22 protein-coding genes are annotated in these 22,224 nt (G+C 61.1%); 10 read left to right on the plus strand and 12 right to left on the minus strand.

Translation table 11 applies throughout. From position 1 onward, the window contains the following. Positions 1-32: 32 nt before the first annotated feature. Positions 33-467 (minus strand): hypothetical protein, encoded by a 435-nt coding sequence (locus RCF49_RS10635; RefSeq protein WP_342643996.1) that lies wholly within the window; start codon positions 465-467, stop codon positions 33-35. Then, on the minus strand, positions 464-1,303 hold the full coding sequence (locus RCF49_RS10640; RefSeq protein WP_342643997.1) for a TIGR02587 family membrane protein: 840 nt from the start codon (positions 1,301-1,303) through the stop codon (positions 464-466). The genes RCF49_RS10635 and RCF49_RS10640 overlap by 4 nt, the downstream gene beginning before the upstream one ends. 136 nt (positions 1,304-1,439) lie before the next feature. Here RCF49_RS10640 and RCF49_RS10645 point away from each other — a divergent pair, with 136 nt between their 5' ends. Further along, positions 1,440-2,711 (plus strand): lytic murein transglycosylase, encoded by a 1,272-nt coding sequence (locus RCF49_RS10645; RefSeq protein ID WP_432807382.1) that lies wholly within the window; start codon positions 1,440-1,442, stop codon positions 2,709-2,711. 37 nt (positions 2,712-2,748) lie between these two features. On the opposite strand, the gene RCF49_RS10650 is transcribed toward RCF49_RS10645, so the two are convergent. After that, positions 2,749-3,144, minus strand: coding sequence for a hypothetical protein (locus RCF49_RS10650; protein ID WP_342643998.1), 396 nt, complete (start codon positions 3,142-3,144; stop codon positions 2,749-2,751). Positions 3,145-3,836: 692 nt separating this feature from the next. Between RCF49_RS10650 and RCF49_RS10655 the strand changes: the two genes are divergently transcribed. Both RCF49_RS10655 and RCF49_RS10660 read left to right on the plus strand, forming a co-directional pair. Beyond that, positions 3,837-4,391, plus strand: a complete 555-nt coding sequence (locus RCF49_RS10655; protein WP_342643999.1) for a GNAT family N-acetyltransferase — start codon at positions 3,837-3,839, stop codon at positions 4,389-4,391. After that, positions 4,388-5,578 (plus strand): MFS transporter, encoded by a 1,191-nt coding sequence (locus tag RCF49_RS10660; RefSeq protein ID WP_342644000.1) that lies wholly within the window; start codon positions 4,388-4,390, stop codon positions 5,576-5,578. The genes RCF49_RS10655 and RCF49_RS10660 overlap by 4 nt, the downstream gene beginning before the upstream one ends. Before the next feature lie 17 nt (positions 5,579-5,595). On the opposite strand, the gene RCF49_RS10665 is transcribed toward RCF49_RS10660, so the two are convergent. The 7 genes from RCF49_RS10665 to RCF49_RS10695 all read right to left on the minus strand — a co-directional run bounded on the left by RCF49_RS10665 (position 5,596) and on the right by RCF49_RS10695 (position 15,961). Beyond that, the gene (locus RCF49_RS10665; protein ID WP_342644001.1) at positions 5,596-6,537 is read right to left on the minus strand and encodes a 2-hydroxyacid dehydrogenase; all 942 of its coding nucleotides are present in this window, start codon (positions 6,535-6,537) and stop codon (positions 5,596-5,598) included. Positions 6,538-6,646: 109 nt separating this feature from the next. Then, positions 6,647-8,281: an ABC transporter ATP-binding protein gene (locus tag RCF49_RS10670; protein ID WP_342644002.1), complete on the minus strand. Its 1,635-nt coding sequence runs from the start codon at positions 8,279-8,281 to the stop codon at positions 6,647-6,649. Beyond that, on the minus strand, positions 8,278-9,447 hold the full coding sequence (locus RCF49_RS10675) for an ABC transporter permease (RefSeq protein ID WP_342644178.1): 1,170 nt from the start codon (positions 9,445-9,447) through the stop codon (positions 8,278-8,280). Before RCF49_RS10675 ends, RCF49_RS10670 begins: the two co-directional genes overlap by 4 nt. Positions 9,448-9,453: 6 nt before the next feature. Beyond that, entirely contained in the window at positions 9,454-10,563 is a 1,110-nt protein-coding gene (locus RCF49_RS10680; RefSeq protein ID WP_342644003.1) for a microcin C ABC transporter permease YejB, read from the minus strand. Positions 10,564-10,613: 50 nt separating this feature from the next. After that, positions 10,614-12,464 carry an extracellular solute-binding protein gene (locus tag RCF49_RS10685; RefSeq protein ID WP_342644004.1) on the minus strand — a complete coding sequence of 617 codons (1,851 nt, stop codon included), beginning with the start codon at positions 12,462-12,464 and terminating at the stop codon, positions 10,614-10,616. 3 nt (positions 12,465-12,467) lie between these two features. Then, positions 12,468-14,345 carry an extracellular solute-binding protein gene (locus tag RCF49_RS10690; RefSeq protein WP_342644005.1) on the minus strand — a complete coding sequence of 626 codons (1,878 nt, stop codon included), beginning with the start codon at positions 14,343-14,345 and terminating at the stop codon, positions 12,468-12,470. A gap of 107 nt (positions 14,346-14,452) precedes the next feature. After that, the gene (locus tag RCF49_RS10695; RefSeq protein WP_342644006.1) at positions 14,453-15,961 is read right to left on the minus strand and encodes a c-type cytochrome; all 1,509 of its coding nucleotides are present in this window, start codon (positions 15,959-15,961) and stop codon (positions 14,453-14,455) included. Between the two features lie 190 nt (positions 15,962-16,151). On the opposite strand from RCF49_RS10695, the gene RCF49_RS10700 reads away from it, so the two are divergent. The 7 genes from RCF49_RS10700 (at position 16,152) to trxA (ending at position 20,531) form a co-directional block, all read left to right on the plus strand. Beyond that, entirely contained in the window at positions 16,152-16,910 is a 759-nt protein-coding gene (locus RCF49_RS10700; protein WP_342644007.1) for a 3-deoxy-manno-octulosonate cytidylyltransferase, read from the plus strand. 50 nt (positions 16,911-16,960) lie between these two features. Beyond that, complete coding sequence (locus tag RCF49_RS10705) at positions 16,961-17,815, plus strand: prephenate dehydratase (RefSeq protein WP_342644008.1); 855 nt, start codon at positions 16,961-16,963, stop codon at positions 17,813-17,815. A 267-nt stretch (positions 17,816-18,082) separates the two neighbouring features. Beyond that, a complete protein-coding gene (locus tag RCF49_RS10710) occupies positions 18,083-18,322 on the plus strand; it encodes a twin-arginine translocase TatA/TatE family subunit (RefSeq protein WP_342644009.1) in 240 nt (79 codons plus the stop codon). Positions 18,323-18,512: 190 nt separating this feature from the next. Then, positions 18,513-19,094, plus strand: a complete 582-nt coding sequence (locus RCF49_RS10715; protein ID WP_342644010.1) for a YqaA family protein — start codon at positions 18,513-18,515, stop codon at positions 19,092-19,094. A 95-nt stretch (positions 19,095-19,189) separates the two neighbouring features. Then, positions 19,190-19,384 (plus strand): hypothetical protein, encoded by a 195-nt coding sequence (locus RCF49_RS10720; RefSeq protein WP_342644011.1) that lies wholly within the window; start codon positions 19,190-19,192, stop codon positions 19,382-19,384. 114 nt (positions 19,385-19,498) lie between these two features. Next, positions 19,499-20,032: a L,D-transpeptidase gene (locus tag RCF49_RS10725; RefSeq protein WP_342644012.1), complete on the plus strand. Its 534-nt coding sequence runs from the start codon at positions 19,499-19,501 to the stop codon at positions 20,030-20,032. A 163-nt stretch (positions 20,033-20,195) separates the two neighbouring features. Beyond that, on the plus strand, positions 20,196-20,531 hold the full coding sequence (trxA, locus tag RCF49_RS10730) for a thioredoxin TrxA (protein WP_342644013.1): 336 nt from the start codon (positions 20,196-20,198) through the stop codon (positions 20,529-20,531). A gap of 80 nt (positions 20,532-20,611) precedes the next feature. Here trxA and RCF49_RS10735 read toward each other — a convergent pair whose 3' ends face one another. Continuing rightward, complete coding sequence (locus RCF49_RS10735; RefSeq protein ID WP_342644014.1) at positions 20,612-21,097, minus strand: cupin domain-containing protein; 486 nt, start codon at positions 21,095-21,097, stop codon at positions 20,612-20,614. After that, a complete protein-coding gene (locus RCF49_RS10740; protein WP_342644015.1) occupies positions 21,090-22,217 on the minus strand; it encodes a RuBisCO large subunit C-terminal-like domain-containing protein in 1,128 nt (375 codons plus the stop codon). The genes RCF49_RS10735 and RCF49_RS10740 overlap by 8 nt, the downstream gene beginning before the upstream one ends. Positions 22,218-22,224 lie beyond the last annotated feature (7 nt).

Here is a 22,224-nt window from a genome sequence, read left to right on the forward strand (position 1 = left end):
ACTGTCGAGTGAAGTGGAGACCGGTCGCGCGATCAGGGTTCCACATAGCCCTCGATCCGCAACCGCGGGCTATGCTGGGACGGATCAGTTGAGAACTGAAGCCCGAACCGCCGTTCCGAGTGTTGCGGCACCGAGTCGATCTCGATGCTGCTCCGCTCGATCGGATTTTCCCCGTCCATGAGCTCGCCCGTGACCTTCACCTGGGTCGCGGGCATCTCTCCCTCGTTGCGCACCTTGCCTTGTAGCAGATAGCCGTCTGCCGTCTGCTGCACCGAAACCGGCTCCAGAATGAGTTTCGGTGGGGTCTCCGGCGCGGTCAGGCCGAAATAGGCGAGATAGCCCGCCATCCCCAGCACGATCAGGCCTCCGATGGCCGCAAACAGCCATTCGAGCCGCGACGTTCCTATCTGGAGGATTTCGTCTTCCTCTTGGCCGCGGGCCTCGTCTTTGGCATCCACACTGCTCATAGAGCAAGCCTCGCAACTGCCGCACCGATCGCCCCGGGAAATGCGAGCACGACGGCCATCTTGAAGATCTCCTCGAGGCTGGTGCCGTCGGTTCGCTCGAAAACCCAGAGCAGCAGCAGACTCACCACAAGCGCCAATGCATAGCCCACCACCGTAAAGCGCAGGAAAATGCTCGTGAGCGTCCCTTCCTCCTGATGGGTGCCGTGGAATTCGACCATGTAGACGAAGCCATGCATGAGCAGGAGGCTGAGGGCCATGAGCAGGAGCTGTTGGGAGACAGACATTGCATAGGAGATCAGCGCCACCTCGTCGGTCGGCGCGATGTTGAGCGACAAAAACAAGGCTCCAACAACCATCAGGAACAGCTCGCCGAGATAGGTCGGCTCCCGCATGCGACGCTTCTCGCGCCCGGCCGTTCCGCCCAGCTGGTTCTGTGCGAGCAGCGCGCCGATGCTGCCCGGAATCATCTGGATGGCGACCTTCCCGAGACTCTCTCGGAGCGACATGTCCCCGGTGATCTGTCCGCAGATCCACAGCACGACCAGCGCCGTGACGAAGGCCACACCCATGCCCACCATGGCATCCGCGACATCGTCGGACAGCTGCACCGTCTCGCGAAACCCGCCGAAGCGAGAGAGGCCGACGAGCAGCGGCAACGTGAGCAGGAGCATCAGGGCCAGCCGGTATTCCGGGATCGTGAAGCCCAGATCCCACATCTCCATGGTCATCATCATCGGCAGGGAGAACACGAGCGCGCCGGCAAAGGCTCGGGAGATGCCCGTCAGCAGTTGCCGCGTGTCTGGAATGACAATCGATATCGGAACATCTTCCGCCATCACCGCTCGATCCTCGGTCTCACTGCCAGCGGCAAGACAACGCAACGTTGCAGATCAGGTTCCCGCGCGCCGGGGATCTGCCATTCCTCTGCGCCAAACGATTGGAATGACCGTTGTGTCGGGGTAAACAGAACCCATGCAGAAGCCGTCATCGAAGCGAATCGAACAGCCGTGGATCTTTGCCTGCCTGGCGGTCCTGCTGCTCTGCCTTAGTCTGACCCAGACCCTCGCTGCGCCCAATAGCGCCGCCCGTGCGCGCCTCGAAGGCGAGTTCCGCAAATGGATTGAGACCACCGTCTGGCCTGATGCGCGTCAGGCCGGCGTCTCGAGAGGGACGTTCGATAAGGCTTTCGCTGACATCGCCCTCGATTGGAGCCTGCCCGATCTCGCTCCGCCCGGCATCCGGCCCGAGAAGCCGGAACCCCAGCGGCAGCCGGAATTTGCAAGTCCCGGCCGCTACTTCTCGGAAAAGCAGCTCGCTTCGCTGGTGAGTGATGGCCGGCGCCTGCTTACGACCTGGGGCAAAACGCTCGACCGTATTGAGCGCCAATATGGGGTGCCCAAGGAGATCATCGTCGCGATCTGGGGTCGTGAGACGCACTATGGCACGGTGAAGATTCCCCATGACGCGATCCGCGCGCTGGCAACCGAAGCCTTCATGGGCCGGCGCAAGGAAGCCTTCTATCCCGAACTCATCGCAGCCCTGAGGATACTGGAGGAAGAGCATATCGGGCACGCGGACATGCGCAGCTCCTGGGCCGGCGGCTTGGGTCAACCCCAGTTCCTGCCCACCAAGTTCCTGCGCTTCGCCGTGGATTTCGATGGTGACGGCCATCGAAACATCTGGACCTCGGTGCCGGACAGCCTCGCCTCGATCGCCCATTACCTGCAGCAGCACGATTGGGCTCGTGGCAGCCATTGGGGCATGGAGGCAAGCGTGCCCCCTCAGGTCTCGTGCACGCTCGAAGGACCCGAACAGGGCCGGCCGCTCGGGGAATGGGCAGCCATGGGCGTCCGCGGCATCGATGGTAAGCCCCTGCCCCGCTTTACTGACCAGGCCTTCCTGCTCATGCCGGCCGGACGTCTCGGCCCAGCCTTCATCGTGTCCAAGAACTTCTATGTGCTGAAGGCATATAACGAGTCCGACGTCTATGCCATGTTCATCGGCCACCTTGCCGATCGCTATGGCGGAGCTCGCCCATTTGAGGGGTCCTGGGCAGAGCTTTCCGGCTTCACCCGCCAGCACGTCCAGGGCCTGCAGCGGAAGCTTGTGCAGGCTGGCTATGATGTCGGCGGCGTCGACGGACTGATCGGGTTCAAGAGCCGCATCGCCGTTGGAAAATGGCAGACCCGCCAAGGTCTGACCGAGACCTGCTTTCCCGACAGGGCGCTGGTTCTCGGCCGCTAGAGCATTTTCGGAAAGTGTCGAAACGCTTCGATAAGCGTCACCTCTGTGTCGACATACGCACCCGGGTGCGGGTCTCAGCGACGATCCGATCATACTGTCGGAGCTGCTCGGGGGTCAGCACCTGCGCCATGGCTTGCCTCTCCCTCCGGGCAACCGCTTGGAGTGGCCCTGAAGCCTGCATCAGCTTGTCGAAATTCGGCTTGTCATTGGGATCGATCCCGAACTGCCGGAAGATCGCCATCATCTCCGCCCGGCTCTCGCGCGTGATCTGCCTCACCTCGGCCCGCTGCTGTTTCGTCAGGCCTTGCAGCTTGTTGGCCACGCCCGCGTCATAGATGCTCTGTGCCGCGGCGGGGGAAGGGCTGAGAATAGAAGCGGATGCGAATCCCATGGCCGCAGCGAGGAACACCGCACGAATCATCGAAAAGGACATCTGCTTTCCCTTCAACATCTGGATCTCGACACGCAAACGCAGATCTCATTCCGCGGTTGCGAACCAGAGCCCGCCCGCCGTATTGCGTAGCTCAACATGCCACGCGATGCAAATACTGGTCTGGTTTTGCTATCAGGCTGCTAAACGGAACGTCAAAGCGCTTCGGCCGACCAGAGCATTTCCGAGCGAAGTGGATACCGGTTCGCGTGAAGAAAATGCGACCCAGCAAGAAATGAGAGCGGTCTCGCGATTCTAAGAAAAGCGAAAACACTCGAATCCGAAGGCGTTGCTGCAGGACAATGCGGAGCCATAAAATCGGAAACCCCGCCGGGGAGGAGGCGGGGTTTCCACGTGACCGCTTGCGCGAAGACGCGATGTGCTTAAGGCCACATGCAGCCTCGACTGAAGACGCTACGTGGAGGTTACGTAGAGGGGGACGTCTCACAATCGCTGCTACAGATATATGGTGTATACTCACGGTACGACTGTCCAACATTCTGCGCGCAACACGGTGCTGCACGATTGCAGCGGGCGGAGCATCGTGGATATAGCGTCCTGAGATACCGCTGGAACGCCGCTTGCATGCGATGCGCGACGGGGCCTCCACGCGAAGGCCTTTACTCTAGCGCTTCGTTGCTGGACAGCGCGGTGCGAGAGAGTACGATGGCCAAGCTACCGCGTCGAGGCCTTCCGTGCAGCCGCCATCCCACGATCCCACCGTTCAGATCAGACCCTGCCTACCAACAGACATCCCAGCAATCACCGCCATCTATGGCAATGCGGTTCTTCATGGGCGCGCGAGTTTCGAACTCACCCCGCCCGATGAAGCCGAAATGGCTGCGCGGCGGGACCGGCTCGTCGCGGCAGGTTATCCCTATATCGTCGCAACCCGTGAGGGAACCGTGGCCGGCTATGCCTATGCGAGCCCCTATCGCCCGCGGCCGGCCTATGATGCCACCCTCGAGAACTCTGTTTACGTGGCTGAACAGTGCCAGGGCTGCGGCATTGGCAAGCTGCTGCTTTCCGCACTGATCCAACGCGCAACCGAATGCGACTTCCGGCAGATGATCGCAGTGATTGGTGATTCTGCCAATCACGCCTCGATCAAACTGCACGAGGCCTTAGGGTTCCGGCATGTGGGCACCCTGCGCTCTGTCGGCTGGAAACACGGCATGTGGTTGGACACGGTGCTGATGCAGCGGCCGCTCGGATCAGGAGATGCAAGGCCCGGCAGACTGCGCCCATGATCACCAGGGGGCTCGTCGTAGCGCTCAGCCTGTCGCAATTCGTCTGCTGGGGCATCTCCTATTATTTGATTGCTGTTTTCGGCGTCGAAATCTCCCGCGATCTCGACTGGCCGATGACCGTCGTCTATGGCGGCTTTTCCGGCGCCCTGGTGATCATGGGACTGGTTTCGGGCCGGGTGGGACGCTGGGTCGACCGTTATGGCGGCCGCCGCGTCATGTGCGCGGGCTCGGTGCTGATCGCGATCGGCTGCCTCGGTCTGAGCCAGGCCCAGGGCTTTATCCTCTATGGTCTCTCCTGGGCTTGTCTTGGCCTTGCCATGCGCATGACGCTTTACGAGGCTGCCTTTGCATCGCTCGCGCGCATCGGCGGGCCGGGGGCACGGCGCCCTATCTCGCAAGTCACCTTGCTGGGTGGCCTTGCCTCGACAGCCTTCTGGCCTATTGGCTACGGCCTCATCTCACTGGTCGGCTGGCGCGGTGCGCTCATTGCCTATGCCCTGATCGCGCTGCTGACCCTGCCTCTCCACTGGTCGATCCCTGATGGCCGGCATGAAACTTCCCAGGCCGGCGGCCAAAAGCACCCGCCGCCCTTGGCCCAGAGCCTGGCGGACAAGCGGGCCGCAAGCTTCCTCTATATGGCGATGGTCACGGTTTCATCCTTCCTGAACTCGGCCATGTCCGCCCACATGATCAGCATCATGGCCTATCTCGGCATGAGCGCCGGCATTGCCGTCTGGCTATCGAGCCTGCGCGGCGTTGGACAATCATCGGCGCGCCTATGTGAGATCATATTCGGTGGTCGCCTGCACCCCTTGGCGCTCGGCGTCCTGGCCACGGCGATCCTACCTGCGTCCTTCCTCCTCGGGGTAGGCGCCAGCGGTTCTGCTTTGGCGGGTGCGAGCTTTGCCTTTGCCTATGGTGCAAGCAATGGCCTGATCACCATCATTCGCGGGACTCAGCCTTTGGTGCTGTTCGACCCACGCTCCTATGGAGCCTTGGTTGGCCAGCTGACCGCGCCGAGCTTCATCAGCTCGGCGCTCGCCCCGATCGCCTATGCCGCCCTTATTGAGACGGCTGGTGCGGCGAACGCGTTGATCCTCTCCGCCGTCCTCGGGGGCGTGGTGTTCCTGTCAGCCCTCCTTCTTTGGGGCCGCTTCCACGCCCGCGCGGCCAGTCAGGCGGGGTGACGCAAACTGTCCGGCACTCAGTAGCCCCGTTCTGGATCAACCGCATTCTCCAGCCTGCCCTCGCGCTCGAAACGGTCGATCTGCTGCAGCACATTCTCGGTGAGCGATGCTGCATCGGAATCACTCGCATTATGCGGCGTGATGACCACTCGCGAATGCGACCACAATGGGCTTGCCGGATCGAGCGGCTCGCGCTCGAACACATCGAGGCTCGCGCTATGGAGATCACCGCTCTCGAGGGCCGCCAGAATATCGGCTTCAACCTGGATTTTGCCGCGCCCTGCATTGATCAGCGCGGGTCCGGGCAGAGGGCCATCCTTCGCCAGCGCCTTGAAGGTCTCGGCGTTTAGCAGGCCCGTCGTGTCCGGCGTATGTGGCAACAGACAAACGAGAATATCCGTCCGGTTCAGGAACGGCTTCAATCCGTCCTGGCCGCTGAACGTTTCGATGCCCGCGATCTGCTTTGCGGTCCGGCTCCAGCCCGCAACCTTGAATCCCAGCATGCGCAGCTTCTCCGCCGCATCGCTGCCCAGCGCGCCGAGACCCATCACCCCGACGCGGACATCGCAGGCGGCGGGCTGTTCGAGCGCGGCCCAGACATGTTTCCGCTGCGCCTCGGCGAGTGCCAGATGCTGGCGATGATGCAGCAGCACCTGAAAAACCACATATTCCGTCATGCGCATGGTCAGATTGGGATCCACGATCCGCCCGATCGGCACATCGGGCAGATCGGGATCGGTCAGAATGTGATCGACGCCGGCGCCCAGGCAGAGAATGGCCTTGAGTTGGGGAAGACTTTTCAGCACTCCATGCGGCGGCTTCCACACCAGCGCATACTCGACCTCCTCCGGATTTCCCACCTCCGGCCATACGCGCAATTGCCTTTGTGGAGCCTTGGCGCGCATGGCGGCAAGCCAAGGTGCGGGGTCCCACCCCTCGATCACATACAACAATGCCATGTCTATCCCCGCCTATGAGCAATCCCAGGAACTGAAACCTGTTTCCCTCCAGGATGCACGGAATCAAGAACTTAGACCATCTCACCATTTGACCGAGGCGTAAGACGATCTAGGTGGCGACAGCCGCCGAATGAATGGCTTCATGTGAGAAAGCCGCCGCGATGAGCGCCTTGGTATATTCGGTCTTCGGCTGCTCGAAAATATCCGCGGTGCTGCCCGCTTCGACCACATGCCCGTTTTTCATCACCATGACCCGATGGGCCATGGCGCGCACCACCTTCAGATCATGGCTGATGAACATATAGGCCAGCCCGTGTCTTTGCTGCAATTCGCGCAAAAGCTCGACGATCTGCGCCTGCACGGACATGTCCAGCGCGCTGGTCGGCTCGTCCAGCACCACAAAACGCGGCTGCAGCACCATCGCGCGCGCGATCGCGATCCGCTGACGCTGACCACCGGAGAATTCATGGGGATACCGGTCCATCGCCGCCGGATCGAGCCCCACCTCCTCGAGCGCTGAAGCAACCTGTGCCCGCTGCTCCTGCCGCGACAGGCGCTTGTTCTGCACGAGCAACCCTTCCGCCACGATCTCGGCAATCGACATGCGCGGACTGAGCGAGCCGTAGGGGTCCTGAAAGACCACCTGAATGTCCTTGCGGATGCCGCGGAGCTCGTCCGCCGGTAACTTGTCGATGCCGTTGCCGAGATAGGCGATCCGGCCTTCCGACGAGATGAGGCGCAGCAGCGCCAGCCCGAGCGTGGTCTTGCCCGAACCGGATTCGCCGACGACCCCGAGCGTCTGCCCCTCATGCACCTTCAACGAGATGCCATCGACCGCCTTGATATGCCCTACTGTCCGCTTGAACAGGCCGCGCTTGATCGGAAACCAGATCTTGAGATCGTCGGCTTCCATCACCACGGGCGCTGCGGGGTCCGCAGCGGGCGGCTCGCCCTTGGGCTCTGCCGCAAGTAGCTGCTGGGTATAGGGATGCTGAGGCCTGGTGAAGATGTCCTCGACATCCCCGGCCTCGACGATCCGCCCCTTGGTCATCACGCAGACCCGCTGCGCCATGCGTCTGACGATCCCCAGATCATGGGTGATGAGCAGCATGGCCATCCCGAGCTCCCGCTGCAACTCGCGCAGAAGATCCAGGATCTGAGCCTGAATGGTCACATCGAGTGCCGTCGTCGGCTCATCTGCGATCAGCAGGACCGGCTTGTTGGCGAGCGCCATGGCGATCATGACGCGCTGGCGCTGCCCTCCCGAAAGCTGGTGCGGATAGCTCGCGAGCCGGCTTTCCGGATCTGGGATGCCGACCCGGGTGAGCAGCTCGATGACCCTGTTGCGCGCCTGGGCATCGCTCATGCCCTGATGCAGCTTCAAAACTTCGCCGACCTGATCCTCGATCGTGTGCAGCGGATTGAGCGAGGTCATCGGCTCCTGGAACACGATGCCGATCTCATTCCCGCGGATGCGGCGCAGAGTGCGATCATCTGCATGGAGGACATCGCTGCCTTCGAACAGGATGCGGCCCGTCGGATGGCTGGCTGCGGGATAGGGCAACAGCCGCAGGACGGAGAGCGCCGTAACGCTTTTGCCGGAGCCCGATTCGCCCACCAGAGCGACGGTCTCGCCGGGCCGGATATCGAAGGACACGCGGTCCACCGCCAACACCCTGGTATCGCCTTGGGCGAAGGCGACCGAAAGCTCTTCGACGGACAGGAGTGGCGCGGCCTCGCTCATCGATAGGTCTTCCTCGGATCGAAGGCATCGCGGACAGCCTCGCCGACAAAGATCAGCAGGCTCAGCATTACTGCGATCACCAGAAAGCCTGAGATGCCGAGCCACGGTGCTTGCAGATTATTCTTGCCCTGCGCCAGGAGCTCTCCGAGAGATGGCGAGCCCGGCGGCAGGCCCAGGCCCAGAAAATCGAGCGAGGTCAGGGTCGTGATCGAGCCGTTCAGAATGAACGGCATGAAGGTCAACGTTGCCACCATGGCGTTCGGCAAAACGTGCCGGAACATGATGTAAGCGTTTGAGTGCCCCATGGCCCGCGCCGCCATGACGAATTCCAGGTTCCGCCCCCGCAGGAACTCGGCACGCACCACGCCCACCAGCGCGACCCAGGCGAACAGCACCATGATGCCCAAAAGCACCCAGAAGCTCGGCTCGATCACCGCCGCAAGGATGATGAGCAGATAGAGCGTGGGAACCGAGTTCCAGATTTCGATGAAGCGCTGGAACAAGAGATCGGTCCAGCCGCCGAAATAGCCCTGCACGGCGCCTGCGGCGACCCCGATGATGGAGGAGAGCAGGGTAAGCGCGAGTCCGAACAGTACCGAGATCCGGAAACCGTAAATAAGCCGCGCAACCACGTCGCGGCCTTGATCGTCAGTCCCCAGCCAGTTCACATTGCCCAAGACGCAGTTCGGGTCGTTCACCCCCTGCGGATAGGCGGCGCACCGCTGCGCCTTGTCCATCATCCAATAAGGTGGGGAAGGTGCCGGCACCGGCAGCTCGAGATTGATCGTCCGATAGGAATAGCGGATGGGCGGCCAGATGATCCAGCCATTCTGGTTAATCTGCTCTTGGATGAAGGGATCGCGGAAATCGGTTTGTGGCAGGAACCCGCCGAAGGTGCTTTCCGGAATATCCTGGTAGATCGGAAAATAGAAATGGCCGTCATACTTGACCATAAGTGGCCGGTCATTGGCGATGACCTCGGCAAACAGGCTGACGCCGAACAGCACGAGGAAGATCCATAGCGACCAGAATCCGCGCCGGTGTGCCTTGAAATTCTCCCATCGCCGGCGGTTGATTGGCGAAAGAAATCCGGAGCGTGCGGGTGGGATTGGCGCTGTCTCGCTCGCGACCGGTGCCTCTCCGGGCAGGGCTTTTGGATCGAGCATATCCACTCAGCTCTCCCGTGACTCGAAATCGATGCGGGGATCAACCCAGGTATAGGTCAGATCGCTGAGCAGATTGATAAGCAGCCCCAATAGCCCAAAAATGTACAATGTCGCAAAGACCACGGGATAATCGCGATTGATCACCGACTCGTATGAAAGGAGTCCCAGCCCATCCAGCGAGAAAATCGTCTCGATCAAGAGCGAGCCCGTGAAAAAGGCCGAGATGAAAGCGCCGGGAAAGCCAGCGATGAGGATGAGCATGGCATTGCGGAACACATGTCCGTAGAGAACCTGCCGCTCGGTCAGCCCTTTCGCCCGCGCCGTCATCACATACTGCTTGCGTACCTCGTCCAAGAACGAGTTCTTGGTCAGCAGCGTCGTGGTCGCGAAGGCGCCGACCACCAGTGAGGTGATCGGCAAGGCCAAATGCCAGAAATAATCAGTGATCTTCTGATACCAGGGCAACTGGGCCCAGTTGTCGGAGGTCAGCCCCCGCAACGGGAACCAGTCGAGAAACGAGCCACCCGCGAACAGCACGATCAGCAGAACGGCAAACAGGAAGCTCGGGATTGCATAGCCGATGATGATGACAGCACTAGTCCAGACATCGAAGCGTGAGCCGTCTCGCATCGCCTTGGCAATGCCCAGCGGCACCGAAATGCCATAGGAGATCAGGGTCATCCACAGCCCGAGGGATATGGAGACGGGCAGCTTCTCCTTGATCAGATCCACCACCGATACGTCGCGGAAATAGCTCTTGCCGAAATTGAACGTGGCATAGTTCTTCAACATCAGCAGAAAGCGTTCGTGGGCCGGCTTGTCGAAACCGAACTGCCGTTCGAGCTCCTTGATGAACTGCGGATCAAGCCCGCGCGCGCCTCTATACTTGGAGGAGACGCCGCCATCATTGACGCCGGACGGGGTCGCGCCGCCCATCGTCTCCCCACCCCCGCCGCCGATACGGGCGGTGGCGCTCACATCGGCGCCCGAGAGCTGGGCCAGTACCCGTTCCACCGGACCGCCCGGGGCGAATTGCACGATGATGAAGCTCACCAGCATGATTCCGAGCAAAGTCGGGATCATCAACAGGAGCCGCCTCAAGACATAGCTGGCCATCTCAGCCGGTCACCTCGCGCCTTGCGATGCAATGCAGGGACTGAAACATGTCAATTGAAGCCAAGCTTTGCCGCCTTTTCCGGTTCGTACCACCAGGTATCCTCGATACCGAGAGCGTAATCGGCGATTTTGTCGGGCCGGCTGAACACATCCCAATAGGCCAGCCGATGTTTCGCGCTGTACCAGTGGGGCACCCAAAAATGTTCAGCGCGCAGCACCCGGTCCAGCGCATGGGCGGCCGTCACCATCTCTTGCCTGCTATTCGCCCGTAAGATCCTGTCCATCAGGGCATCCACTGTCTTGCTGCGGATGCCCGCAAGGTTATAGCTGCCAACATCGTCGGCCGCTGCAGAGCCAAACAGGGCAAAGAGCTCGGAACCCGGCGTTATCCCCAACACGAAGCGTTGCGACACCAGATCGAAGTCGAAATTCTTCAGCCGCTCCTGGTACTGAGCGGTATCGACGATGCGCATTCGCCCTTCTATGCCGAGCAAACGTAGATTTTTGATATAGGGTGCGACCACCCGCTCGAAGGTCGGCTCGAACATCAGAAACTCGATGGTGAGCGCCTCCCCGGCGGCATTGGTGCGGCGTCCGTTCTTGATCGGCCAGCCCGCCTCGTCCAAAAGGCGCGCCGCCTCCCGCAGCAATTTGCGATCCTGACCCGAGCCATTGCTCACCGGCGACATATAGGCCGGCCCGAACACCTCGTCAGTGAGTGAGCTCTTGAACGGCTCCAGCAGCGTGAGTTCCTCAGGTGAAGGCGTACCTTCCGCCTTCAGTTCGGAATTCTCGAAAACCGAATTGGTTCGCGTATAGCTGTCATAGAAGAGGTTCTTGTTGAGCCATTCGAAGTCGAAGGCATAGTTTAACGCCTTGCGAACGCGCGGGTCCGTGAATTTGTCGCGGCGCATATTGATGAAAAAGCCCTGCGCACCCGAAGGATTGCGATCGGGTAACTCCTCGCGCCGCAACTGGCCGTTTCTCACGGCAGGTATGTCATACTGGGTTGCCCAGTCTCGCGCGGTGAATTCCTGTCGCAATAGAAACGCCCGCGCTTTGAGCCCTTCGAGCTCAGCCGTGCGATCGCGATAATATTCGAAGCGGATCTCATCGAAATTATAGCGCCCCCGATTGACCGGCAGATCCTTGGCCCAATAATCGTCCCGCCGCAGGAAGGTGATGAAGGTGCCCTGCCGCAGCGGCCCTACCTTATACGGCCCTGATCCCAGCGGCGGCTCGAGGGTGGTCTGCTCGAAGGAATGGGCCTGATAATAGGCCTTCGACAGCAACGGGAGACCTGCCACCCGTCCCGGCAGATCCCTGACATTCTCGCCTTGAAAGGTGAAGATGACCTGCTGCGGGTCGACGGCTCGTGCGCTCACCACATCATTGAGCGCGATTCGATAGCTGGGGCTGCCCTTGTTCTTCAGGGCCTCGAATGTGAAGACCACATCCTCCGCCGTGAGCGGAGAGCCATCCGAGAACCGGGCTTCCGGCCGCAGATGAAAGGTGGCGCTCATCCTGTCTTCCGGGATTTCCACGGAATGTGCGACCAGGCCGTACATCGCATCCGGCTCGTCTTGCGCGCGGGCCATGAGCGTGTCGAAGGTCAGCTCCATCCCTTGTGCCGCATCGCCGCGTATGATGAAGGGATTGAGGCTGTTGAACGTATTGACCGAGGACGTTCCGGTTCGCGAAAGCTTGCCGCCCTTTGGCGCGTCCGGATCGACGTAATCGAAATGCTGGAAGTCCGGCGGGTATTTCAGCTCACCGAAGGTCGAGAACCCGTAACGGGGCTGCTGGCCCGAAGCAGCTCTGGCGCGGATCGGCGGCAGAAGCGCTCCCAGACCGGAGAGCGCGGCGATCGTGAGTACCCTTCGCCGGGTGATTGGCGCCATTGCTTAGCCTTGTCCCCTGATCTTTGCGGCCTTCTCTGAATCGTACCACCAGATAGTTGGAAAACCGGTCGCATATTTGGGCATGGTTGCTGGATGGGAAAAGCGGTTCCAGCGCGCCGTTCGATCTGTCGGTGAGTACCATTGTGGCACCACATAATGGTTCCACAAGAGCACCCGATCGAGCGCACGGCAGGCCGCCACGAGATCTTCGCGGCTTTCCGCATAGATGATCTTGTCGATCAGCGTGTCCACGGCCGGGTTTTTGATGCCGACCACATTCTCGCTGCCCGGCTCGTCTGCGGCAGCGCTGCCCCAGAACCCCCGCTGCTCATTGCCCGGCGAAAGGGATTGCGGCCAGGCATGCGTGATCACGTCAAAATCGAACCCATCCCGACGGGCGGTGTATTGCGACGTATCCACCGTGCGCACGCTGGCATTGATCCCAAGACGCTTCAGAACTTGCGTGTAGGGCAGCACGATCCGCTCGAAGTCAGGCTGTACCAGCAGGAACTCGACCGTCATCACCTCGCCGGCCGCATTCTTGAGAGCGCCATTCTCGATCTTCCAGCCGGCCTCGTTCAGCAGCTTCATGGCGGTGCGCAGATTATTGCGCTGATCCGTGGTCGTTGCATTGACGGGATTCGTATAGGCCGTGGTGAACACCTCAGCCGGGATCTGATCCCGCAGAGGCTCCAGCAGCGCAAGCTCCTTGCCCTCTGGCAATCCTGAGCTTGCCAGCTCCGAATTTGCAAAGAAGCTGTCGAGGCGCTTATAGAGCCCATAGAACAGCGTTTTGTTCGCCCAGTCGAAATCAAAGGCATAATTGAAGGCGAGCCTTACCCGCGGATCGGCGAATTTCGGCCGCCGGGTATTGAACGCGAAAGCCTGCATGGGGTCCGGATTTTCGAACCGGAACTCTTCCTTGACGACGTCGCCGCGATTAATCGCCGGAAAATTGTAGCCCGTCGCCCAGTTCCGCGCTGAATTCTCCAGCCGCCAATCATACTGATCGGCTTTGAATGCTTCGAAGGCCACCGAGGGATCGAGAAAATACTCCTGAGTGATCTCATCGAAATTGTTGGTTCCGCGATTGACCGGCAGGTCCTTCGCCCAATAATCCTCCACGCGCTTTAGGGTGACCGAGCGCCCCACATTCACCCGCTCCACCTTGTAAGCCCCGCTGCCGAGCAGCGGCTCCAGCGTGGTCGCTGTCACATCGCGCGGCCGGCCAGCAGCATCCTTCCCCTCCCACCAGTGTTTCGGCAAAACCATGAGTTGCCCCGTGATGTTCGGCAATTCGCGATTGCCCTTCTGGTCGAAGAAGAAGGTGACTTCGTTCTCCCCGGTCTGCTCGCCACGGGTCACATTGCGGTAATAGGCGGCATAGAACGGCGAAGCCTTCTTCAGCGCCTCCATGCTGAAGATCACATCCGCAGGAGAAATGGGCTGCCCGTCATGAAAGCGAGCCTCCTTCCGCAGCCGATACGTTACCTCGGAGAAATCCGCTGGAAACTTGATCGCCTCGGCTATGAGCCCGTAAGCAGCGCCAGGTTCGTCGAGGGAGGCACTTGTGAGCGAATCAAAGGCGAGCGCCACGATGGTGGCGGGCCTGCCCTTGAATGTGAATGGATTGAGGCTGTCGAAAGCACCCGGCGCATAGAGCCGGACCCGCCCACCTTTGGGGGCGTCCGGGTTGACATAATCGAAATGCGCGAAGTCCGGCCCATACTTGAGATCCCCGAAGAGGGACGAGCCATGGTGCCAAACATCGCTGGCCTGCGCGAATGCCCTCTGATGAGCCAGACCTGGCTGCAGCAGACCCCAGGCAGCCGTGGCGCCAAACAGCCCAAGGGTTCCTCTCCGCGTCAGATCTATAGTCATTTCGCTCCCTGCCTCTTTGGTGCTGTTCCTGAAGACTCTATGCCATAAACAAAAAAACCGGCGATAGGCGTGCCGGCATTAATTCTCTGCAATGATATGTGATTGATTTATTGAGGCAGCGGTAAAGGTTCATCCGCGAGCGAGCGTAGATAAACGATGAGCGCCGCACGATCGGTATCCTTCTTGATGCCCGCGAACGCCATCTTAGTGCCTGGAACAAGCGCAGTCGGCTTCTCCAAATAGGCAAAGAGATGCTCGTAGGTCCACGTGCCCCATTCTTTGGCTTTCGCCTGCATAGCGGAGGAGAATGCATAGTTCCGCGACGGGGCGGCAACTTCTTCTCCCACAATGCCGTAGAGATTGGGGCCGATCTTGTTACCCTCACCCTTGCCAAAGGTATGGCAGGCTATGCACTTGCGCGCCTGCGCTTGCCCTTGCTTGACATCGGCCTTGGCGAGGAGAGTCCCCAGCGACGATGCCCCCTGCGCCGTCTGAGCAGCCTGAGCCTGCGCAACCTGAACCTGAGCAAAGCTGTTGCCTGAAAAAGAAACGGCCGGGGTAAGGTCCCCGGCCGGCTCTATGATGAGATCATCTGCCTCGAAGAGGCCGGCCGATCGATCTCGGTCCGGCGCGAGATCGAGGAAGCCATCCTGGCTACCCGGAACCTCCTGCTGCTGCGGCGTGACCTCCGGCGAATTGCTTGGCGCCTGCTGTCCCGGCTGGTTTGGCTGATCGGGAGCCGGCTGGCTGGTCGGCGCACCCGAACCCGGGCTTGTTTCTTGCGAGGGCGTTCCCTGTGCCGGGGCGGCGCCCTGCGCGGGCGCGCCACCCTGTGCGGGAGCCGTCTCTTGAGCAGCCGGCGCCGAGCCCTGAGCCGGAGCATTCTGGCCCGCAGGAGCAACCGGGGAGGTACTGCCTTGTGCCGGCGCTGCGCCCTGCTGGGCTGCACCGCCCTGTTGCGGAGCAGCGCCCTGTGCGGCGCCCTGCGGAGCAGCGCCTCCAGCCGGAGCAGCACCATCAGCCGGGGCAGCCTCGCCACCAGCGGGCGCGGCACCCTGGGCCGGCGCTTCAGGCAACGGCGGCGGGTTGTCGTTTAGCGTACGGAGATAAGCAACGAGATCGGCGCGGTCCTGGTCATTCTTGACCCCCGCAAAGCTCATCTTGGTGCCCGGCACATATTTCTGCGGATTGGAGAGGAACTCATTCAGAGTGTCATAGCTCCAATGGCCGATCTCCTGCGCCTTCTGCTGCATCGCGGGAGAGAACGCAAAGCCCAGATCCGCGGCCGCCACCTCTTCACCGACGATACCATAGAGATTGGGGCCGATCTTGTTTCCGCCATTCTTCTCGAAAGTGTGGCAGGTCGCGCATTTCTTGCTCTGCGCCTCGCCTTTCTCCACACTGGCCTTCTGCAGCAGTTCCGCAAACGGCACCGCCGGAGCCCCACCGGCACCACCGCCCTGAGCTGGCGCTTCCTCAACGGCCACCGCAAAGCCCGGCTTTTCCGGCGTTTCCCGATGGAACACGATTTCGGCCACCTGCCCTAGTCCCATGGCCACAAGGAGAGAAAAGAGTATTGCTCCCGCTATTTTGTTGAATTCGAACGAATCCATCATCTGCAGTGCGTCCCCTCTCCGTTGCCATGGCGCAAACAAAAATGTGGTGTGGAAAGCGCTTTCGCGCTGCGGCAGCCCATCCCACGCGCGGGGACCCTAAAACGTTCGTCTTTTCCTTGCAACATGCATGACACCGTGCGCACTTATGCCGCGCTGGACCTGAGTTAACCGACCGACCGAGACGCATTCCATGGCCCTTCCGAGCATCGAAAACACCCTGGTCGTCATCCCTGCTCGTATGGCCTCAACACGCCTTCCTGGCAAGCCGCTTGCCGACATTTGTGGCGAGCCGATGATCGTCCACGTTCTGCGGCGGGCTCAGGCAGCAGCCGTCGGACGGGTGATCGTTGCCTGCGCTGAACCGGAAATCCGCGACACTGTGATCGCCGCGGGTGGTGAGGCCATCCTGACCGACCCGGCGCTCGCCAGCGGCTCCGACCGTGTCCATGCCGCAGTGGCCGCGATCGATCCCGAAGAATCTCATCAAATCGTTGTCAATCTGCAAGGGGATCTTCCGGCGGTTGATCCCGAGGATTTGCGGGCCGCCCTCCTCCCGCTCCAGACGCCGGGCGTTGATATCGCCACGCTTGTGGCGCCGACCCGCAGCCGCGAGGAGGAATCGAGCGAATCGGTGGTCAAGGCCATCGCCAATTTCTTGCCCGGCGCGCGGACGGCACGTGCCATCGACTTCGTGCGGACCCTCCCCAGCGGCGCCAAAGGCCCGCATTATCACCACATCGGCATCTATGCCTTTCGCAGAGGCGCCCTTGACCGTTTCGTTTCCCTGCCAGTGTCGCGACTGGAGGCGGACCGGCGGCTCGAGCAGATGCGGGCGCTCGAAGCGGGGATGCGTATCGATGTCGCACTCGTTGACTCTGCCCCCTTCGGTGTCGATACTCCCGCCGACCTTGAGCGGGCGCGGCGCATGGCAGCCGCGCTGCGTGGTTGATCGTAATATCGGCCCAGTGTGAGCTGCCGGCCGTTCAGCCGGTGATAGTCGTGTCCAGACGCAAGATTGTTTACCAGGGAGAGCCGGGGGCGAACTCGCATATCGCGGTCAGGCAGATGTTCCCTGACGACGAGGCGATCCCCAGCGAGACCTTTCCCGATTGTTTCGCGGCATTGGCGGAAGGTCGCGCCGATCTGGCAATGATCCCGATCGACAACACGCTCGCGGGACGGGTCGCCGATATCCACCACCTGATGCCGGAATCGAACGTCTACATCGTGGGCGAGCACTTCCTCAGGGTGAACCATCAGCTACTCGCCATCCCCGGCGCTACCATCGAGACCCTCAAGACCGTCGCGAGCCATCCTCATGCCTTGGGTCAGTGCCGCAAGTCGATCCGCGCCTTGGGCCTGACCCCGATCACGACCGCCGATACTGCCGGTGCCGCGCGCGAGGTCGCTGAGGCGCAAGACCCGACCAGGGCGGCGATCGCCACCAGCCTTGCGGCTGAGATCTATGGTTTGCAGGCATTGCGGACGGAATTCGAGGATGCCGCCCATAATACGACACGCTTTGTGGTGCTCTCGGCAAGCCGCGAGGATGCTCGGCCGGAGGATGCTCCCGTCCTGACGACATTCATATTCAAAGTGAGAAACGTTCCGGCCGCCCTATATAAGGCGCTCGGCGGCTTTGCCACCAATGGCGTCAACATGATCAAGCTTGAATCCTATGTGGATGAGGGCTTCAATGTCGCCCAGTTCTACGCCGACATCGTCGGCCATCCCGAGGACCGGAATGTCGCCTTCGCGCTTGAGGAGCTCGGGTTTTTCACCAATTACCTCCGCATCCTCGGCACGTATAAGGCAAGCCCCCTGCGCGAGCTCTGGAGCATGAACGGGCACTGAGCGCAGGGCCACCGGCAGCTTTGGCCTGTTTCGTGCAAGCCCGGACCGCTGAAGGGAGGGCATCGCGTCTCACCCGGCGTTATTGCTGGAAACCGCCGCCGTCCTGGTGCAAGGTGAGGCCGACATGTTATTCCCGGGCTGGGCCTTCGCCATGCCTCTCCGGCTCATTATGTGAGGTGGAGCACGCTGCCCGAAGGGTGCAGATCAAATCTGCCCAGTTGTGCCTCTGCTCAAGGCATGAGGTTCAGGGAACACGAGGAGACGATCATGGGTACGATGAGCGCGTGGCATTGGATCATTGTGGGATTGGTCATCATCCTGCTGTTCGGACGCGGTAAGGTTTCCGAGCTGATGGGCGATGTTGCCAAGGGCATCAAGAGCTTCAAGAAGGGAATGGCCGAGGATCCGGACGAGAAGCCGGCAGACCCGGCGGGCCGCCTCGAGCACAGCGCAGCCGAACGCGCAGCGATGCCGAGCGACGGCGTCAAGTCGACGGCGCGCGACTGAGCCGTTGCCGATGAGGCAGGACGCGAGCATGCCGTCGGCCGGGATCGTCCCGCGGCAGCTCTCTTGCCCGCACACTGAGCTTCCGAATACGCTTGGTCTGATCTCGCGCTGGACGGCCCGCTCCGATGGCGGTACGGGCCGGCACGCCAGATCAGCTCCCTGTCCCTTCTAAGCGGGTACGGCACGCGGCATGATGCGCAGGCTATACGACCGCATGCTCGCCCTCGCGGAGGGGCCGCATGCGATGTGGGCTCTTGCCCTGGTCTCCTTCACCGAAGCCTCATTCTTTCCAGTGCCGCCCGATCCGGTGCTGGCGGCGATTGTCCTGTCGCGGCCCGAGCGGGCGTGGCTGGCAGCCTTTGTCTGCACCGCGGCCTCGGTACTCGGTGCCCTGTTCGGCTACCTCATCGGCTATGTTCTCTATGATTTGGTCGGGCGCCCGATCATCGAATTCTACGGCATTCAGGCCGCCTTTGATGCGTTCCGGAGCAATATCCAGGAATGGGGTGGCTGGATCATTCTGGCCAAGGGTCTAACCCCGATCCCCTTCAAGCTCGTCACCATTGCCAGCGGCGTTGCCCAGCTCGGCCTGGTCGTGTTCATTGTGGCCTGCCTGATCACCCGGGGCCTCCGCTTCTATATCGTTGCCCTGCTGTTCCAGCGGTTTGGTCCCGCCGCGCGGCAGCTGATCGACAACAACTTCAACATCGTCATGATCAGCGGGGTGGCCGCCGTGGTGCTCGGTTTCGTGGCCATCGCCTATCTCGGTTGAACCATTGTCGCGGTAACGGAGTTTCGAAAGACGGCTGGCACGATTGTGTCTGGCGCCTGTCACGCGCCGTCGATCACAGCCCACGGAGAACGAGCATGTTTGACCGCCTGCAAGCAGAACTATCCATGCTGCTGACGCAGATGGAAAACCAGCCGGAGGATCGCCATGAGCTCTATCTCTCCCTTCGGGAGAAACTCGGCGAAATGCGGGCCTATGGCATGCCCATTCCCGATGACATTCTTGAACTTGAGCAACAGTTGGACTCAGAATTTTCGGAAACGAAAATTTGACTGACACCGGCGTACAGACTGGGGCTAAGGAGTATTGCACGAAACGGGTGCTGAGGGTGCGACATGCTACGAGCTATCTGTACTGGGTTGGTTTGTGCGCTAATGATCACGGGGATGCTCTTCGCAAGTGAGGGCTATGCGCAGACGACCCGATTCAACTTCACCACCGAGAGCCGCGGCCTAGCGAGCAAGTACAAGCGTCAGGTTGTCGATTTCAACGGGTCCGAGGCTCCCGGAACAATCATCATCGATACACGCCAGCGTTTCCTCTACTTGGTGCTGCCGGGTGGACAAGCGCTTCGTTATGGTGTGGGCGTTGGCCGTGAGGGCTTTGCCTGGAATGGCGAGGCCGTCGTCGAGCGCAAGCAGGAATGGCCCCGTTGGTTCCCCCCGGCTGAGATGATCGCGCGCGATCCCAAGCTTGAGCCTTACCGGACGGGAATGGATGGCGGGCCCGAAAACCCGCTCGGCGCGCGTGCGCTTTATCTGTACAAGGATGGCAAGGACACGCTGTTCCGTATTCACGGGACTTCCCAGCCTTGGAGCATCGGCCAGAACGTCTCCAGCGGTTGCATTCGCCTGCTGAACGAGGACATTATCGACCTCTATGAGCGTGTTCCGATCGGAACCACCGTGGTCGTCCGCTGAATGTCCTCGGGGTAGAAGCCCGACGGGAAGCTGTGAGCTCGAAGCAATGCGTCGACATCAACGGCGCATTGCACGGAGCACTTCTTGACCCCTAAACCCGCGCTCCCTACCTTGGCGTCAACTCGCGGTGCGGACGTGCTGCGCCCAAAATCGAGGTACATCAATGGCAACCAACAATTCCGCCACGGTCAAAGTCTCGGATTCCAGCTTTGACCAGGACGTTCTCAAGTCCTCTGCTCCGGTCGTCGTGGATTTCTGGGCAGAGTGGTGCGGCCCTTGCAAGATGATCGCGCCCTCTCTGGAAGAGATTGCGACCGAGCTTGGCGACAAGGTGAAGGTGGCCAAGATCAATATCGACGAGAATCAGAGCACGCCGGCGAAATATGGCGTGCGCGGAATTCCGACCCTGATGCTCTTCAAGGACGGACAGGTCGCCTCGATCCAAGTCGGCGCCATGCCGAAGGGCAAGATCCTGGAGTGGATCCAGAAGTCGCTTTGAGCGCTGACAGTTTCTGAACATTGAGGGCGAAGTCGGTACCGTACCGGCTTCGCCCTTTCTTCTTCGATGAGCTGTTCTGGCTAATCGAGCTCCCGGATTCGACCGTCCAGAAAGGCGGCGATACGCGGATTTTGCCGCAGGGCTTCAAGCTCCTCAGGGGAAGGAAGCTGAGGCCTGTCTCGCTCGCTATTCACCATGCAGAGAAATCCAAACGGCTCATCGCCCGTGGCGCGGAACTGATGCCAGGTCCATGGCGGAATGGTCACGAGATCCCGTTCAGAGACCGCACGCACCTCATCGCCCACCAGACAATGCCCGCGCCCTCTGAAGATCATCACCCCGTGCACATGCTCATGCCGCTCGAGCGTGGAATAGCCACCCGGCCCCATCTCGAAATACCGCATCTCGCAGGCAAGATGCGCATCCGTGATCAGCACCTGGCGTGTAATGTCTTTGAAGGGCGCCGAGCCCTCCTCCTTGTACGCCAGGCGGTCGACACCTTCCCAACGATAGTCCTTGCGGGCTTCACGATGCACGGCAGATCCTCGATTCTGATGGTCAGCCATATCTGTGCTCCCGAACTGCCGCTGTGAAGGCCTCCGTTGCTGCTGTGAGCTTGGCCCCTGCGGAAAGCAGGCCGCCACCGATCAACAGCATCACGTCAGGCCCGTAGAAATTCAGCATTTCGGTCACCCGCTCCAGCACCATCCCCCCGGCCGGAACCGGAATCGCGGGCTTGAGGCCGGCCCTCTGACTGCCCTTTGTGCCCCCCCAAGATCCCCGCGCCCTATCCGCGATCCTAAGGCATGTCTCGGCGGAATAGCCGAACCGGCCGCCATGATTGGGGAATATGATGCCATCGGCGCCGATCGCGCGAAACAGCCCGCCCAGCAGAAATTCGGGCGCGATCCTGGCGGCACCGCCGAGGCTGGGATGGGCCAGAATGGCCATATCGGGATAATCTCGCTTGAGCCGAACACAGTTCGACAGGCCGGCGATCATTGGTGCCAGCATGACCGTATCGATGCCTGCCGCCCGCGCGATCTCCATCTGCTGCCGCAAGCTGTCGAGATGCCCCGTCAGGCTCGGCACATACCGGGTGGGATGGCCGGTTTTCTCTGCTGCACTGCGGACGGCGTCCGCGCACGCTGGCACCCTCTCGGCAAAGGGGCTGAACCGCTGATCGGCGAGACCATGATCGTCCTTGATGAAATCGAGCCGGCCCAGCGCCAGCCGATAGGCCAGCTCGGCCAGTGCCTTTGCCGACAGCCCCTGCGGTTTGAGCGCCGAACAGGTCAGCGCCCACGGCCCTGCGCCTACGCGGGCGCGAAGCCCCTCGATCCCATGATTTGGCCCGTCATATTGCGCAAGAAGCGTGTCGGGCAGAACCGCGTCGACCAATGCCACGTCTTCATGCAGAGAGCTGTTGCCGAACAGCATGTTGACGAGCTGACCGGGGTCATCGCCGACCGTTTCGACGCTGAGCCCTATACGCACCTCGAACAAACCATCGCCCAGTTCCGAGATGGTTTCGACCTGCCCCACAATCGTATCGAGAACATGCGGCGCCGCGATCGCAGCAACCGGCATCTCGACGCTCTGCTCTACAGCGATCTGTTGAGCGCGCTCCGCAATGGTCGTGCTGCTGCCGCGAATGCGATAAATCGCTTGAATTCTTGCCGTCACCGTAGTG

Source organism: Rhodoligotrophos sp. CJ14 (assembly GCF_038811545.1).
GTDB classification, from domain to species: Bacteria; Pseudomonadota; Alphaproteobacteria; order Rhizobiales; family Im1; genus Rhodoligotrophos; species Rhodoligotrophos ferricapiens.

Bases quoted from the DNA above. Each gene is read 5' to 3' on its own strand.
- RCF49_RS10635 (WP_342643996.1), bottom strand. From the start codon at position 467: ATGAGCAGTGTGGATGCCAAAGACGAGGCCCGCGGCCAAGAGGAAGAC.
- RCF49_RS10640 (WP_342643997.1), bottom strand. From the start codon at position 1,303: ATGGCGGAAGATGTTCCGATATCGATTGTCATTCCAGACACGCGGCAA.
- RCF49_RS10645 (WP_432807382.1), top strand. From the start codon at position 1,440: ATGCAGAAGCCGTCATCGAAGCGAATCGAACAGCCGTGGATCTTTGCC.
- RCF49_RS10650 (WP_342643998.1), bottom strand. From the start codon at position 3,144: ATGTCCTTTTCGATGATTCGTGCGGTGTTCCTCGCTGCGGCCATGGGA.
- RCF49_RS10660 (WP_342644000.1), top strand. From the start codon at position 4,388: ATGATCACCAGGGGGCTCGTCGTAGCGCTCAGCCTGTCGCAATTCGTC.
- RCF49_RS10665 (WP_342644001.1), bottom strand. From the start codon at position 6,537: ATGGCATTGTTGTATGTGATCGAGGGGTGGGACCCCGCACCTTGGCTT.
- RCF49_RS10670 (WP_342644002.1), bottom strand. From the start codon at position 8,281: ATGAGCGAGGCCGCGCCACTCCTGTCCGTCGAAGAGCTTTCGGTCGCC.
- RCF49_RS10675 (WP_342644178.1), bottom strand. From the start codon at position 9,447: ATGCTCGATCCAAAAGCCCTGCCCGGAGAGGCACCGGTCGCGAGCGAG.
- RCF49_RS10680 (WP_342644003.1), bottom strand. From the start codon at position 10,563: ATGGCCAGCTATGTCTTGAGGCGGCTCCTGTTGATGATCCCGACTTTG.
- RCF49_RS10685 (WP_342644004.1), bottom strand. From the start codon at position 12,464: ATGGCGCCAATCACCCGGCGAAGGGTACTCACGATCGCCGCGCTCTCC.
- RCF49_RS10690 (WP_342644005.1), bottom strand. From the start codon at position 14,345: ATGACTATAGATCTGACGCGGAGAGGAACCCTTGGGCTGTTTGGCGCC.
- RCF49_RS10695 (WP_342644006.1), bottom strand. From the start codon at position 15,961: ATGATGGATTCGTTCGAATTCAACAAAATAGCGGGAGCAATACTCTTT.
- RCF49_RS10700 (WP_342644007.1), top strand. From the start codon at position 16,152: ATGGCCCTTCCGAGCATCGAAAACACCCTGGTCGTCATCCCTGCTCGT.
- RCF49_RS10710 (WP_342644009.1), top strand. From the start codon at position 18,083: ATGGGTACGATGAGCGCGTGGCATTGGATCATTGTGGGATTGGTCATC.
- RCF49_RS10715 (WP_342644010.1), top strand. From the start codon at position 18,513: ATGATGCGCAGGCTATACGACCGCATGCTCGCCCTCGCGGAGGGGCCG.
- RCF49_RS10720 (WP_342644011.1), top strand. From the start codon at position 19,190: ATGTTTGACCGCCTGCAAGCAGAACTATCCATGCTGCTGACGCAGATG.
- RCF49_RS10725 (WP_342644012.1), top strand. From the start codon at position 19,499: ATGCTCTTCGCAAGTGAGGGCTATGCGCAGACGACCCGATTCAACTTC.
- trxA (WP_342644013.1), top strand. From the start codon at position 20,196: ATGGCAACCAACAATTCCGCCACGGTCAAAGTCTCGGATTCCAGCTTT.
- RCF49_RS10735 (WP_342644014.1), bottom strand. From the start codon at position 21,097: ATGGCTGACCATCAGAATCGAGGATCTGCCGTGCATCGTGAAGCCCGC.